At 60.5% G+C, this 13605-nt stretch carries 10 protein-coding genes; 7 read left to right on the forward strand and 3 right to left on the reverse strand.

Annotated elements, in window-relative coordinates; translation table 11 throughout:
• The first annotated feature begins 71 nt into the window (after positions 1-71).
• The 4 genes from E4K65_RS15930 (at position 72) to E4K65_RS15945 (ending at position 5222) form a co-directional block, all read left to right on the forward strand.
• Positions 72-1679 (forward strand): ABC transporter substrate-binding protein, encoded by a 1608-nt coding sequence (locus E4K65_RS15930; RefSeq protein WP_135174980.1) that lies wholly within the window; start codon positions 72-74, stop codon positions 1677-1679.
• Between the two features lie 83 nt (positions 1680-1762).
• The gene (locus E4K65_RS15935) at positions 1763-2713 is read left to right on the forward strand and encodes an ABC transporter permease (protein WP_135174981.1); all 951 of its coding nucleotides are present in this window, start codon (positions 1763-1765) and stop codon (positions 2711-2713) included.
• Positions 2710-3564 (forward strand): ABC transporter permease, encoded by an 855-nt coding sequence (locus tag E4K65_RS15940; protein ID WP_135174982.1) that lies wholly within the window; start codon positions 2710-2712, stop codon positions 3562-3564. The genes E4K65_RS15935 and E4K65_RS15940 overlap by 4 nt, the downstream gene beginning before the upstream one ends.
• Positions 3561-5222 carry an ABC transporter ATP-binding protein gene (locus tag E4K65_RS15945; protein ID WP_135174983.1) on the forward strand — a complete coding sequence of 554 codons (1662 nt, stop codon included), beginning with the start codon at positions 3561-3563 and terminating at the stop codon, positions 5220-5222. Before E4K65_RS15940 ends, E4K65_RS15945 begins: the two co-directional genes overlap by 4 nt.
• A 14-nt stretch (positions 5223-5236) precedes the next feature.
• Here the strand turns inward: E4K65_RS15945 and E4K65_RS15950 are convergent, their stop codons facing one another.
• Entirely contained in the window at positions 5237-5713 is a 477-nt protein-coding gene (locus E4K65_RS15950; RefSeq protein ID WP_027547764.1) for an Lrp/AsnC family transcriptional regulator, read from the reverse strand.
• A gap of 225 nt (positions 5714-5938) precedes the next feature.
• On the opposite strand from E4K65_RS15950, the gene E4K65_RS15955 reads away from it, so the two are divergent.
• Positions 5939-7264, forward strand: coding sequence for an NAD(P)/FAD-dependent oxidoreductase (locus E4K65_RS15955; RefSeq protein WP_135174984.1), 1326 nt, complete (start codon positions 5939-5941; stop codon positions 7262-7264).
• A 423-nt stretch (positions 7265-7687) separates the two neighbouring features.
• Here E4K65_RS15955 and E4K65_RS15960 read toward each other — a convergent pair whose 3' ends face one another.
• The gene (locus E4K65_RS15960) at positions 7688-9421 is read right to left on the reverse strand and encodes a thiamine pyrophosphate-requiring protein (protein ID WP_135174985.1); all 1734 of its coding nucleotides are present in this window, start codon (positions 9419-9421) and stop codon (positions 7688-7690) included.
• 22 nt (positions 9422-9443) lie between these two features.
• The gene (locus E4K65_RS15965) at positions 9444-11171 is read right to left on the reverse strand and encodes an alpha/beta hydrolase family protein (RefSeq protein ID WP_135174986.1); all 1728 of its coding nucleotides are present in this window, start codon (positions 11169-11171) and stop codon (positions 9444-9446) included.
• 175 nt (positions 11172-11346) lie between these two features.
• Here E4K65_RS15965 and E4K65_RS15970 point away from each other — a divergent pair, with 175 nt between their 5' ends.
• Together E4K65_RS15970 and E4K65_RS15975 are read left to right on the forward strand one after the other, a co-directional pair.
• The gene (locus tag E4K65_RS15970; protein WP_135174987.1) at positions 11347-12312 is read left to right on the forward strand and encodes a LysR family transcriptional regulator; all 966 of its coding nucleotides are present in this window, start codon (positions 11347-11349) and stop codon (positions 12310-12312) included.
• A gap of 440 nt (positions 12313-12752) precedes the next feature.
• The gene (locus E4K65_RS15975) at positions 12753-13568 is read left to right on the forward strand and encodes a Bug family tripartite tricarboxylate transporter substrate binding protein (RefSeq protein WP_167770846.1); all 816 of its coding nucleotides are present in this window, start codon (positions 12753-12755) and stop codon (positions 13566-13568) included.
• The last annotated feature ends 37 nt before the right edge of the window (positions 13569-13605 follow it).

The raw sequence follows: 13605 nt of genomic DNA on the forward strand, positions 1-13605 counted from the left end.
CGGCCCGGCAGAACAATCTGCCGCTTACCGCAACCTGAGCCATAGCGGTATCCAATAGCGAGGGGATTGAGATGAGCGACACGACGACGAACTGGTCTCGTTCAGACGACGCGATGATCGAGCGCTCCATTCGCGGCGGTGCTTCGCGCCGCGAGCTTCTGAAGCTGATGCTTGTCAACGGCATGGCAATGGCAGCCGCCAGCACGGTCCTCGGCCGCGCATCGCAGGCGGTAGCGGCGACGCCTGTCAAGGGAGGCGCTCTGAAAGCAGCGGGCTGGTCCTCTTCGACCGCCGACACGCTTGACCCGGCCAAAGCCTCACTATCGACCGACTATGTGCGCTGTTGCTCGTTCTACAACCGCCTGACATTTCTCGACCAAGCGGGCGTGCCCCAGATGGAGCTTGCCGAGTCGATCGAGAGCAGCGATGCCCAGACCTGGACGATCAAGCTGAAGAAAGGCGTTACCTTCCACAACGGCAAGGACTTGACCTCCGATGACGTCATCTACTCGCTGAAGCGTCATCTGGACAAAGCAACGGGATCCAAAGTCGCGGCGATCGCCGTCCAGATGACCGGCTTCAAGGCCGTCGACAAGAATACGGTCGAGATCACGCTGGCGAGCCCCAACGCGGATCTGCCGACGATCCTGTCCATGCATCACTTTATGATCGTGGCCGACGGCACGACCGATTTCTCCTCAGGCAACGGCACCGGCGCTTTCAAGTGCAAGCAATTCGAACCCGGCGTGCGCTCGATCGGCGTTCGAAACCCCAACTATTTCAAGGGAGGTCCGAATGTCGATTCATTCGAGTTCTTCGCCATTCAGGATGAAAACGCCCGCATCAATGCTCTTCTCTCCGGGGACATTCATCTCGCTGCGGCGATCAACCCGCGGTCCGTGCGCCTGTTCGATGGCGTCAATGGCTTCGCACTGTCCAAGACGACTTCGGGCAACTACACAGACCTGAACATTCGCATGGACATGGCGCCCGGCAACAACAGGGATTTCGTGGAGGGCATGAAATACCTGGTCAACCGCGAGCAGATCGTCAAGTCAGCACTGCGCGGGTTCGGCGTAGTCGGCAACGATCAACCGGTATCCCCGGCCAATTTCTACCACAACGCGGCCCTCAAGCCCAAAGCGTTCGATCCGGAAAAGGCCAAATTCCATTTCCAGAAAGCGGGCGTTCTCGGTCAACCAATCGAGGTCATCACTTCCGACGCAGCCAATTCGGCGATAGACATGGCCGTGATCGTCCAGGCCACAGCCGCCCAGATCGGCATGAAGCTCGATGTGAAGCGCGTGCCTTCCGACGGTTACTGGAGCAATTACTGGCTGAAGGCGCCGATCCACTTCGGCAACGTCAACCCGCGCCCGACGCCTGACATCCTGTTCTCCCTGCTCTACAAGTCGGATGCTCCATGGAATGAGAGCCGATACACCTCGGAGAAGTTCGACAAGATGCTGGCCGAGGCCCGTGCCTCGCTCGATCAGGCAAAGCGCCGCGAAATCTACAACGAGATGCAGATCATGGTGTCGGAAGAAGCAGGCACCATTATTCCGGCCTACATCTCCAATGTGGACGCCGTCACCGAAAAGCTGAAGGGACTGGAGCCCAACCCGCTCGGCGGCATGATGGGCTATGCGTTCGCCGAGTACGTCTGGCTTGCCACCTGATTGGGCTCCAGCGAGGTCCCTGCCCTGGTCCTGAAATCGGAACCGTGGGCGACGAAATCGCCGGGTGATGTGGGAGTGCGAACGTGAGAAGACAGATTTCGTCGCTCGTGATGAGACGGCTGCTGATCGCCTTGATCACGCTCTTGATCGTTTCCATTGCCGTATTCTCTGCCACCGCGCTGTTGCCCGGCGACACAGCCACCATCCTGCTTGGACAGTCCGCGACGCCAGAAGCCGTCGAGGGTCTGCGCAAGGCGATGCACCTCAACGATCCCGCGATCATCCGATTCCTGAAATGGATCGCCGGCATCTTCCAGGGCGATTTCGGCACGTCCTACGCCAACAACGTGCCGATCGCCAATCTGATACATGGACGCCTTGCCAACACGATGAAGCTTGCAGGATTGACGGCCGCGATCGCCGTGCCATTCGCCCTGACGCTTGGCATCACTGCCGCGATGTGGCGGGGCACGCTTTACGACCGCATCGTTACCGTCGCCACGATCGGTATCATCTCGGTACCGGAGTTCATGATCGCAACCCTGGCCGTCCTGCTCTTCGCCGTGTATCTCAAATGGCTGCCGGCACTGTCCTTCACCAACGAGACCAAGTCGTTCTATGACCTGATGCGGACCTACGCGATGCCGGTCATGACGCTCACATTCGGCGTGTCTGCGCAGATGATCCGCATGACGCGCGCTGCCGTGGTCGAGACTTTGAACACACCATACGTGGAGATGGCGCTTCTCAAGGGGGCATCGCGTCCCCGGATGGTGCTGAGACATGCACTTCCGAATGCGCTTGGTCCCATCGTGAATGCGGTCGCACTCTCGCTATCGTACTTGCTCGGCGGCGTGATCATCGTGGAGACCATCTTCAACTATCCCGGGATCGCAAAGCTGATGGTCGATGCCGTTTCCACCCGCGATCTCCCGCTGATCCAGACCTGCGCGATGATCTTCTGCCTTGGTTACCTGGCATTGATCACGGCTGCGGACATCGTCGCCGTCCTTTCCAATCCGAGGCTCCGATGACGACATCGACTTCGTCCGGCCGGCGCGGCATTCGATTGGGCTATCGCGCCAATCTTGTCGGCATCTCGGCTCTGGGCGTGATCCTTCTCTGGGTCGTCGTCGCCCTTTTCGCCCCGCACATGATCCCCCATTCCGTCGGCGAGATCGTCGATACGGATTATTTCGGGCCTGTGAGCCGAGACCTGTGGCTCGGGTCCGACTATCTCGGTCGGGATATCTTTTCGCGCATCCTGATGGGAGCGCGCTATACGCTCGGCATTTCGCTTGCCGCCGTCTCGATCGCCTGTTTCAGCGGCGTCGCGCTCGGCATGACGGCAGCCGTTGCCGGAGGCTGGCTCGACACCATGCTGAGCCGGTTTCTCGATGCGCTGAACTCGATTCCAAGCAAGCTGTTCGGCCTCGTCGTGGTCGCCGCGGTCGGCTCGTCGATCCCGGCGCTGATTGCGACGCTGTCGGTGATCTACACCCCGGGAGCCTATCGGTTCGCCCGGGCTCTCGCTGTCAATGTCAACACGATGGACTTCATGGTGGTGGCCCGGATTCGCGGCGAAAAGCTCCCCTATCTCATCGCCTCGGAAATCCTGCCCAATATTCTGGGTCCAGTGTTGGCCGACCTCGGCCTCCGCTTCGTCTTCGTTGTGCTACTGCTCTCCGGTCTGTCCTTTCTGGGACTCGGCGTGCAACCACCCTACGCCGACTGGGGCGCGCTCGTGCGCGAGAATATCGGTGGACTGCCCTTTGCTGCGCCGGCGGTGCTCTTCCCCTCGCTCGCCATCGCAAGTCTCACCATCAGCGTCAACCTTCTGATCGACAATCTGCCGCGCAGAATCCGCGACCGGAGCCCCGAATGACGGGAAACCTCGTTGAGATCCGCAACCTCAGGGTTGAGGCGACAACCGACTCCGGCAGGCGGCTGGAGATCATCAAGGGCGTCAGCCTCGATATCGCCGAGGGCGAGATCGTCGCCCTGATCGGCGAGAGCGGCTCGGGCAAAACGACCATCGCCCTGACGCTGATGGGCTACACCCGGCAAGGCTGCAAAATAACAGGCGGTGAAGTCCGTGTGGGCGGCGTTGACATGGTCGGCCTTTCGGAAACGGAACGCGCCGGCATTCGTGGCACGACCGTGGCCTACGTGCCGCAGAGTGCTGCGGCCGCCTTCAACCCGGCGATCACCATCATGGATCAGGTCGTCGAGGTGGCGCAAATTCACAAGCTCATGCCGGCCGCTCAGGCGCGAGCGAAGGCCATTTCGCTGTTCAGGGCCTTGTCGTTGCCGGAGCCGGAAGCCATCGGCGACCGTTATCCTCACCAGGTCTCGGGCGGGCAACTTCAGCGCCTCGCCGCAGCCATGGCCCTGATCGGCCAACCGAAGATTGTGATCTTCGACGAGCCCACGACGGCGCTCGATGTCACCACGCAAGTGGAGGTGCTGCGCGCGTTCAAGACCGTGACGAGACAGCACAATATCGCCGGTATTTATGTTTCCCACGATCTGGCCGTCGTCGCCCAGATCGCGGATCGGATAGTCGTGCTGAAGGATGGTGAAATCCGGGAGACCGGCACCACCAGCGAGATCCTCGAACATGCTCGCCATCCCTATACTCAGGAACTCCTGGCCGCTTTCAGGCCGAAGGCGCAAGAGCGCGTCCCGGAAATCGAAACGACAGCGAACCTGCCTTTGCTGATGGTGGACCAGCTGACCGTCGGCTACGGCTCTCGCCTGCGCAATGGAGAACCGTTGGTCAGTGCTGTCCAGTCGGTCAGCCTCAGGCTGGACCGGGGCCGAAATCTGGGCGTCATCGGCGAATCTGGCTGCGGGAAGTCAACCCTTGCCCGGGCAATTGCCGGCATCCTGCCGGCCCACGCGGGAGGCATCACCTTCAATGGCCGGGAATTGGGGAAAGCCGGCCGCAGCCGCACCCGCAACGAACTCCGCCAGATTCAAATCGTATTCCAGCATGCCGACACCGCGCTTAATCCAGCGAAGTCCGTGGAAGACATACTGGGACGCCCCCTCACCTTTTATCATGGGACGAGGGGTAAGGCGCGCGATGCGCGCATCAGCGAGCTTCTCGATCTGGTCCGCCTTCCCAAATCCGTGCGCCAACGACGGCCAGGAGAACTTTCAGGCGGTCAGAAGCAGCGTGTCAATTTCGCTCGGGCGCTTGCTGCTGAACCGACGCTTATCCTGTGCGACGAGATCACGTCGGCCCTCGATACGGTTGTTGCGGCCGCGGTGATCGAGCTCCTGAAGGAGTTGCAGCGGGAGCTCGGTCTTTCCTACATCTTCATCAGCCATGATCTGTCGGTCGTCGAGGCGATCTGCGACGAGATCATCGTCATGTATCGCGGTCAGAAGGTCGAGGAGATCACGCCGGTCCGGTCAAAGGTACCGGAGCATCCCTATACCCGGCTTTTGTTCTCTTCAGTGCCGAAACTCGACCCGACCTGGCTAGATGGATTGCAGCAGGATCCAGAGCAGGTGCGGACCTATTGCCACCACTAGCTGGCGCAGTGGCATCAAGCCGGGAAGAGGCTGGTCAGTGGCATGTGGGAGCGCACGATAGGCGACTTGAGGACAACGAAGCTGAAATACTTATCGATGCCGATATCCATATCGGTCAGACGCTCCATTATCGTCTGGTACTCGCCGATGCTGGCGGCGACGAATTTCAGCATGTAGTCGTAGCCTCCCGAGACCAGATGGCATTCAATCAGCTGGTCGACTTTCTCAACCGCGCTCAGGAAGCGGGCAAAGTCGATCTGTCGATGGTTCTTCAGCGTCACTTCCGTGAACACGGTCAGCGTCTGTCCCAGCTTGCGCATGTTGATCTGGGCTGAGTAACCCTCGATGTAGCCCTCGGTCTGCAGTCTCTTCACGCGCATGAGGCATGGGCTGGGCGACAGATTGACCAGCTCGGCAAGCTCGACATTGGTGACGCGGCCGTTCTTCTGGAGTTCGTGAAGAATCTTGATGTCAATCCGATCGAGTTTCATTGAGCGCCCTCCACTCATCAACGCGCAGCAGAAAATTCTGCACAGCGAGCAAAAAGCTTACTTCTCTCGCAGCCGACGTCCGTCACTGACATGTATCGTTCGGACAGAACGCCGTTTTGCAGTACATGGAGGATACAGCATAAAATGCTGGACCACCATCGAATCCGGTGCCGTCTACGCGAATGCGCGATCTAAGATGCAGTCATCGAAATCCAGGAACACAGGATGCCCGCGCCCCTCTGTCAGATTGAGACCTCGCCTGATCTTCCCGACCGCGCCGACGTGGTGGTCATCGGAGGCGGCATTATCGGAGTGTTCGCGGCCTATTATCTCACCTTGCGCGGCCTCAGCGTCGTTCTCGTGGAGAAGGGGCGGATTGGCGCCGAGCAATCCAGCCGAAACTGGGGTTGGTGCCGCCAGCAAAACCGCGATGCTCGAGAGCTGCCGATGGCAACCAAGAGCCTGGACCTGTGGGAGAGATTTGGCGCTGAAAGCGGAGAGAACACCGGTTTCTCCCGCTGCGGCCTCCTGTACCTCAGCAACGATGAGGCCGAGCTGGCGGGCTGGGCGCGCTGGTGCGACTTTGCCCGCGGCGTGAACGTCAGCACTCGCATGCTCGATGCGACCGAAGCTACTTCCCATGGCGCAGCCACCGGGCGCGCCTGGAAGGGCGGCGTCTTCTCGGCGAGCGACGGCATCGCCGATCCCTCCAATGCGGCCCCTGCGGCAGCGCGGGCCATCCTCAAGGGTGGAGGCACCGTGCACCAGATGTGCGCGGCACGGGGATTAGAGACCGAGGGCGGCCGGGTGAGCGCGGTCGTGACCGAGCGCGGTACGATCCGCACCAAGGTCGCCATATTGGCAGGAGGCGCGTGGTCCTCCTCCTTCTGCCACCAGTCCGGCATCCGCCTTCCGCTTGCCTCGATCCGCTCGTCCATCCTTTCGGTCTCGACTGCCGTGAAGGGCTTACCCGATGCATTGCATACCTCCGGCGTTTCGGTCACGAAACGCGGCGATGGCGGATATACACTCGCCATCAGTGGTCGAGGGCGCGTTGATCCGACAGCCCAGCAGTTCCGCTTCGCCCCGCAATTCCTCCCGATGTTTCTGCGGCGCTGGCGCAGTCTGCTCCCCGGAGGCCTCGAGGGTGTATGGTCGGGACATGAAACACTCCACCGTTGGCGGCTCGACAGCCCTACGCCGATGGAGCGGGTTCGCATTCTGGATCCGGCGCCCGATCGAAGCACAATTGAACTCACGCATCGGCGCGCCCTCGACCTCTTACCGGCCCTGAGGGACACGAAAATCACCGCTGCATGGGCGGGCTACATCGACTCGACGCCCGACGGCGTGCCAGCCATCGGAGAGGTTTCATCTCTACCCGGCTTGATATTGGCCGCGGGCTTCAGCGGACACGGCTTTGGTATCGGCCCGGGCTCCGGCCACCTGGTCGCGGATATCGTGACTGGGGCGGCGCCAATCGTTGATCCGAAGCCCTACCGACCAGATCGCTTCGCTGGCTTTGCGGTCGGAAAAGTTTCGGATTTCTGAGTGGTGGAAGGCCAGCCGATGTCCGAGTGGTATCGGCTGAGGCGATAGCGCCTGCAAAGTTTGGACACTGACCTCACCGGGTTGCCGCCTTCGGCGCAACTGCCACCTGCGAGCTCGCGCGGCTACCGCAAGGCGTACAAAATCGTAGAGGAACGTAGTTTGGCGAGGAACGCCGTGCAAATGGCGGAGAGAGGGTCAAGTCAATCCCCGTTAAAAGACAAAGTGTTTCCGGAGGGCAACTTAACTCGGGACATTGCTTCTTAATACCCTGCTAAGAGCTGCTGCCTGCGCGAAATCGATCCCGTCCCATGCTGGACACCGGAGTGCGCACGACGCCTAAGTCGCGGCACGATTGTTGAGGGCGAGGCTTTTGCCAATTGGCAGGTCCCGTTCGATCGGAATGGCCTGGTAAGCACCTGGCAGCTAAAGTGGTGTGATGCGCGCGTGAAGAACGGCGGCACGCCCGTCATCGACAGCGGCAAGGCAACGGTCGATCGCCGCATCAAGCTGAACCGGATCAACTACTTCCTCGCCGTAGCCGCCGAAGGCGGATGCAACATCGGCGAAGCATCGGCGCTCCCCCTGCCGGCCTGACGCAAGCAGCGACTGGAATGAATTCATCCTCTGCGCCACACCGTCGGGATAGACGCGCTGGACCGACGCTTTGACGGCTTGCCATCCACCATTGTCGAGGACGACGGTAAAGATCGGCAATTGATACTGCTGGGCCGTTGCGTAGACGGAATCCGGTGAGGAGAAGTGGAAGGCGCCGTCGCCGACGACCTGCACAACGCGGCGGGAAGGTTGCGCCAGCTTGAGGCCGAGTGCCATGCCGCCGCTGAACCCCAGCCCACCCCCCGCGAGGCCTACATAGCTGCCAGGCTCTGTCCGCCGGAGTTGCTGTTGCAGCAGCGGCCCATTGCGAATCGCTTCATTGATGACGATGTCGTTCGGCGAAAGCGCTGCACTCAGGCGGGCAAACAGGTGGGCAGGATTGATCGCACCTTGAACGCCTTCCGCGGCCGCAGCCGCCTGACGCCGTGCCTCGGCAGCTTCGCGCGCGGGGGCCCAGCTCGAAATCCGCGCCTGGGCCTTGCTCCGATAGGACTCGTCAGCGCGTTCCTCCACAATATCCAGCACTTGCTGCAGAACGGTCGCGCAGTCGCCCTGGACGCGCATGTCGGTGGCAAATCCCCACATCGGAAAATCTGCCTTCAGCGGATCGACATCGATCTGGATCCAGCGCCTGGCTGCGGCTGCCTTCAACGATTGCGGCACAAAAGGCACATCGACATCGAGCAACAGCCCAAGATCCGCCTGTGACACGATTGAGGCCGGATCAAATCCCGCAAAGCACGGTGACTCCTGAGAGATATTCAGATCGATCGAATTGAATTCAACGACACGGATGCCGCAAGTCCTCGCCAACCGGTCGAGCACGGCGACCGCTTGCGGTTTGCGACCAAGATAAGCGGTCACGGCAACCGGATTTTCTGCGCTCATGAGGGCTTCGGCAATCGTGGCCGCGCGCCCCGGCTCGATGCCGCCCGCCCGAACGCTGCCGTAGCGCGCCGGCGGATAGGCCGGCATTGCGGAATCGTCCCAGGTTTCGGCCAGCGTCTCACGCGGCAGCAACATGTAGACTGGCCCCGGGGGATCGCTCTGCATGAAAGCAGCGGCGCGGGCCAATGCTTCCTTCACGACCACCCCGGACGGCAGCGAGTAGTCCCATTTGACATACGGCCGCACGATGCTGGCGGGATCAAAGCTATCCTGAACGAAGTGGACGTAGGTGTCGCGCGATCCCAGCAGTTCGCCATGCAGAGTAAATGGCGCCCGGCCGGCAAACAGCATGACCGGCAGGCGATAGCGGAAGAGATTCTGGATCGCCATGCAGGCGTTGGCGGTGCCGGCATCGACATGGACGAATACGGCCTGCCCGCGCCCGGTAGCGAGGGCGTAGCCCGCCGCCATGTGAACCGCGACCACTTCGTGGGGACACAGTATCACTTGCGGGTGCCGGCGCCCTTCGCTGTCCCAGCGCGCGATCTCCTCGATCAGTGAGACATGGTCCGTACCGAGATTGGCAAAGACGTAGTCGACCCCGATATCCGAGAGTCCTTCGAGGAAGTAGTGTGCAGTGCTGCGCTTCGTCATGTCCGGATTTCTTTCCCAGACATCAGAATGCAGCCTGGGTCGCAGTACCGGCAACAATGTACCAAGTAACGAGCAGACCGCAAATCAGCGCTCCCGGCAGCGATGTGCCGGTGCGTCGCCAAGTGAACGTCGAGATGATAGCGACGGTGGCAAACACCGGGATGAACTGGATGCCGATAATGGTGGACAGCGGCACGACCGGCGAGCTCGGGACGGGATTTATCAGTTTTCCGCCCAGCCAGAGAGCCAGATACTGGCCGCCGATAAGGATAGTGAAACCAAGCGAAAGCGACAGGATCATCGCGGCGTAATGACCAGGAGCCGAGGCGCCGAGGCGGCTGAAGTTGCGGTGCTGGGCGTGCAACGCGACGACGAAGAACAGGGTGAACGGTATCAGGTAAATCAGCATGATCATCCATTGCGTCGCACTCGGCAGCTTGAGCGCCACGACCCAGAACCGGAAGTCGATCTTGAACAGGACATCGGCCAGCCACATCGCAACATAACCGACAGCAACGGTCGCGACCGCAATCAGTATCGATTGACCCACGACGCCCTTTCGGATCGGGCGCTTCGGCAACAGGGGAAGCAACGCCAGCGTAATCGCCGTATTGATCAGAGCCCAGAGTGCGATCTGGGTGGTGAAGGATTGCGGCAGGAAGCGGGATGCGGGAAGCCACGTGGCTCCAAGTGCAAAGGCTGGATAGTATGTGATGGCCGGCAGCAGCGCCGAGAGCCAAAACGCGATCCACCAACGTCCGTTCTGCATGGATGGTGCTGAGGTCGTCACACCAGGGCCAGACGGGACGGCGCGGAGCACCGAAAATGGCGCCATGCCGAGCAGAGATTCGAACGCACCAAGCAGGAGGACGACAAGTCCTACCAGTGCGACCAGCGTCCCAACTTCCTTCCAGAGCCAGATCTGATCGGTCGATGGCAACGGTGTGCCCCCGGTCAGCGTTTTACCGAACCAGTCGAGACTATAGCCGATCGCCTCGCGCGAGAAATGATCGGCGGGATGGGTGATTGCCGGCGTATGGAGAACCCGTGCCGTGCCCTTGGCGATATCGCCGTACACCTTGCCGGGCTCGATCGGTCCCGCAACACCGAACACCGCGGCAAGCTTTGCCGACTTGGGAATATCAGCAGCATACTCGCTGCCCCACATGATCAGTGAAAATTCGTCGTATTGCGAGAAAACGAGTGCGAGATTGCGTGGCCACGTGGGCGTTCCGTCGGCTGCGAACGGCTTTCCGGTCGAGGAGCCCTCGAGCACGATCGACCTGTAAGCGTCGGGCATCGCCGTCGCCGCGGCCTGCACGGTCCAGCCGCCCATCGAATGCCCTTCAAGCCCGATGTTGTTCTTGTCCACATAGGGCAGGCTCCGCAGATAGGTGAGTCCGTCGGGGCCGCCAAAGCCGTTGGCGATGGCCGGTGGATCACTGTAGCCGTGACCCGTCTGGTCAAGCGCCACGACGACATAACCGCGACGCGCAAACTCGATCGCAAAGCCGTCCTGCGTCTCGCGCGAATTCAGATAACCGTGGACCGCGAGAATCCCCGGTGCCGGCGTCTTCTCGGTCGCATTCGCTGGAATATAGACAAGGGCGCTCATGGTATTGCCCTTGGCGCCCTTGAAGCGGACGTCTTCGATGCGAATTCCATTCGCGGTCTGGGTGAAATGAGCGAGCAGCCCGCCGAGAACGATCAGAACGGCGCCGATCGCGGCCAAAGTCCCTTTTTGACCCATGAAGTCCTCCCCTTGGTAGCCCGGCTTCGTACCGTGGCCTGATCAGGCCCAGTCTGGCTGCGCGTAGCGCGCCATACTGGATTTCATCGCGGGCACATTCGGCTACCGAAATATCTTGCAGGTTCCGATCGTTCAGAATAGTCACAAAATTCTCATCATTTCATAAGGTAAACTCATGATCCCGACGATGCGACAGCTCGAAGCACTCGTTCTGGTCTATCGCCATGGCAGCCTCACCAAGGCCGCCGCCGAAATGCGCGTGACGCAATCGGCGGTCAGTCTCCTGATCAGGCAGATTGAGGAGAACTTTCAGCTCAGACTGTTCGACCGCACGACCCGCGCGCTGCGTCCGACCCTCGCCTGCAAGGACGCGATACCGATTGCGGAACGGATACTTGCTGGCGCCAACGGATTGGCCAGGCACATGAGCGATCTGGTCGAGGTGAAGGCAGGTCGGACTACAATTGCGGTGTCGGCGGGAGTTGCCTCTGCATTGCTCCCTCGCGTCCTGGCGCGATATCGAGCGGACTATCCGGACGTCCGCGTCGAGATCTTCGATGTTGCGCCTGATGACTTGCTTCCGTTTGTCACCGCCGGAGATGCCGAATTGGGCATCGGAAGCGTTGAGAACGCCGACACGCCGGACGTGAAGATCGAAACAATTACGCACAGCTCACTATCGGCTATTGGGATCAAGGACGGTCGCTTTGAGAAAGCTTCCCGGCTGACGTGGGACAGCCTCGAAAAATGCAACTTGATCGCAATGCGCCGCGGAACAAGGATCAGGTCGCAAATCGATGATGCCCTAGCCAGGACCGGACGTCAGCTAAAACCAAATCTGGAAGTTTCTCTCATCACGACTGCACTGGCATTGACGGCAGAAGGCGCCGGAATAAGCATTTTGCCTGCACATATGCTTCCCGTGGCGCAATTCCCGACGCTCGCAGCCGTTCCCTTGTCTCGCCCCGCGATAATCAGACACGTTTCTCTGGTAAGCCGGGCGGATTTCGTCCTCTCACCAGCGGCCCAACGCTTCGTGGAGACAACGAGACAGCTCTTGTCCGTTCGACGCGCCGCCGACCGAAGAGGCGACGTGTCTGCCCATTCCAGCCCGAAAAAGACCAGACCACGAATTCAATAATTCAGAGCGGTGGCCGACAGCCGACCGGCTCACCGCATCTGCGCAGACGTCATGAGCACGTTAAGGCGCTACACATGCGAATTGCCGCATTGCGGGATTCATAAGGCGTCCTGATTAATGGATGAGTATTTTGTGGCTAACGGGAAGCGTCCGGAACACGCAATATGACCCGACGTGCCCGCGTATCTGCCAACCAACAACAGGAGGAGAACGATGATGACCGTAGAAATCGAAACCTGTTGGCTTGGCGCTCGGGCCTAGCAAAACGGCACCGGTAAAGACCCATGAGAAGCGCTTCAAGAGCAGTGATAGCAATCGTGCTCGCATGCCAGTGCGCTGCGGTTGGGAGTGGTAGGGCTGCGAGTGCTTACCCCGAACGTGCGATCCGCCTCGTCGTTGGGTTTCCCGCCGGCGGCAGTTCCGATGCAATCGCACGCATCGTGCAGCCGAACGTCGAAAAGCAATTGGGCCAGACGCTGGTGATTGAAAACCGCCCGGGCGCGGGCGGCGCGATCGCGATGGGCATCGTCGCCAAAGCACCACCAGATGGGTACCTGATTGGACTGGGCGGCGCGGCGGGGCTGGGCGTAAGCCTCGGCGTCCAGGAGAACATAACCTATGACGCGCGCAAGGACCTTGCGCCCATTACGGGCCTCGCCTCGGTGCCTTTCATTCTGGCAGCTTCGAATTCGCTGCAGGGAAAGACACTTCGCGACATCATCGCCATGGCAAAGCAGCCAAACAAGCTTGCACTCGGTCACGGCGGTAACGGCACGCTGATGCATCTCGCAAGCGAGATGTTCAATCAGATGGCTGATACCAGGCTCGAGCTGGTGCCCTATCGGGGCATGGCCCCGGTAGTTACCGACCTGATTGGCGGACATATGCCGCTCGGGATCGTCGATCCTCCGTCAGCGATGACCGCGATAAAGGGCGGACTGATTACGCCCATCGCCGTCTCGTCGGCTCATCGATATCCAGGTCTTCCCGAGACGCCAACGTTTGCCGAACAGGGCCTCACTGATTTTGAGGCGATTGGCTGGTTCGGCATCGTTGCGCCGGCGGGAACGCCTGGCGATGTTGTCGCGAAAATCAACTCGGCATTCGTGACGGCGCTGAACGATCCGGCAATCGTGGAGCGAATCCGCGGGCTGGGCTCTGACCCGATGCCGATGGCGCCGGATGAATTTTCACGATTCCTTGAGAGTGAGGCGAGGAAATGGGAAACTGTTGCCGCCAAGGCAGGAAAAAATTGACCTCATTTCACTCGCGCTTCGCAAATCCTCCTGATCG

The sequence above is a fragment of the Bradyrhizobium niftali genome (assembly GCF_004571025.1).
Lineage (GTDB): Bacteria > Pseudomonadota > Alphaproteobacteria > Rhizobiales > Xanthobacteraceae > Bradyrhizobium > Bradyrhizobium niftali.

What these genes read in the sequence shown, in the direction of transcription:
- E4K65_RS15930 (WP_135174980.1), top strand. Translation starts at nt 72, where the DNA reads ATGAGCGACACGACGACGAACTGGTCTCGTTCAGACGACGCGATGATC.
- E4K65_RS15940 (WP_135174982.1), top strand. Translation starts at nt 2,710, where the DNA reads ATGACGACATCGACTTCGTCCGGCCGGCGCGGCATTCGATTGGGCTAT.
- E4K65_RS15945 (WP_135174983.1), top strand. Translation starts at nt 3,561, where the DNA reads ATGACGGGAAACCTCGTTGAGATCCGCAACCTCAGGGTTGAGGCGACA.
- E4K65_RS15950 (WP_027547764.1), bottom strand. Translation starts at nt 5,713, where the DNA reads ATGAAACTCGATCGGATTGACATCAAGATTCTTCACGAACTCCAGAAG.
- E4K65_RS15955 (WP_135174984.1), top strand. Translation starts at nt 5,939, where the DNA reads ATGCCCGCGCCCCTCTGTCAGATTGAGACCTCGCCTGATCTTCCCGAC.
- E4K65_RS15960 (WP_135174985.1), bottom strand. Translation starts at nt 9,421, where the DNA reads ATGACGAAGCGCAGCACTGCACACTACTTCCTCGAAGGACTCTCGGAT.
- E4K65_RS15965 (WP_135174986.1), bottom strand. Translation starts at nt 11,171, where the DNA reads ATGGGTCAAAAAGGGACTTTGGCCGCGATCGGCGCCGTTCTGATCGTT.
- E4K65_RS15970 (WP_135174987.1), top strand. Translation starts at nt 11,347, where the DNA reads ATGATCCCGACGATGCGACAGCTCGAAGCACTCGTTCTGGTCTATCGC.